Source organism: Oleiphilus sp. HI0128, from assembly GCF_001635365.1.
In genome coordinates, this window is the sequence record NZ_LWGG01001025.1 from 1 (window position 1) to 720 (window position 720).

Here is a 720-nt window from a genome sequence, read left to right on the forward strand (position 1 = left end):
TGAGTGTTATTGCTTGGTTTTATTGAATTTAAGTTGTGTGTGGTCAATGCTGGTTCTAGCTGGCCGAGACGCAGTGTCCGCAATCGAGCTATATTTTTTGAGGAGATGTTCGGATGGCAAAAGAAAAATTTGAACGTAATAAACCACACGTCAACGTAGGTACTATTGGTCACGTTGATCACGGTAAAACAACTTTGACTGCAGCGTTAACGCGTGTATGTGCAGAAGTATTCGGTGGTGAGAAGGTTGACTTCGCAAACATCGATAACGCACCAGAAGAAAGAGAACGTGGTATCACTATCGCGACGTCTCACGTTGAGTATGATTCAACTGATCGTCACTACGCTCACGTTGACTGCCCAGGGCACGCCGATTATGTTAAGAACATGATCACAGGTGCTGCTCAGATGGATGGTGCTATCTTGGTTTGTGGTGCGACTGATGGTCCTATGCCTCAGACTCGTGAGCACATCCTTTTGTCTCGTCAGGTAGGTGTACCTTACATTGTAGTATTCTTGAACAAGGCTGACTTGTTGGCTGAAGACTGTGGTGGTGCAGGTTCAGAAGAATACAACGAGATGCTTGAATTGGTTGAAATGGAAATTCGTGAGTTGCTAGACACTTATGAGTTCCCAGGTGATGATACGCCAATTATCGCAGGTTCTGCTTTGATGGCATTGAACGGCGAAGATGATAACGAGCTAGGTACAACTGCTGTTA

Annotated in this window: 1 protein-coding gene; it reads left to right on the forward strand. The window is 45.1% G+C overall.

The features are described from left to right. Nucleotides 1–113: 113 nt before the first annotated feature. On the forward strand, nt 114–720 hold a 607-nt coding region (locus tag A3763_RS17510), incomplete at its 3' end, for a GTP-binding protein (protein ID WP_156495146.1).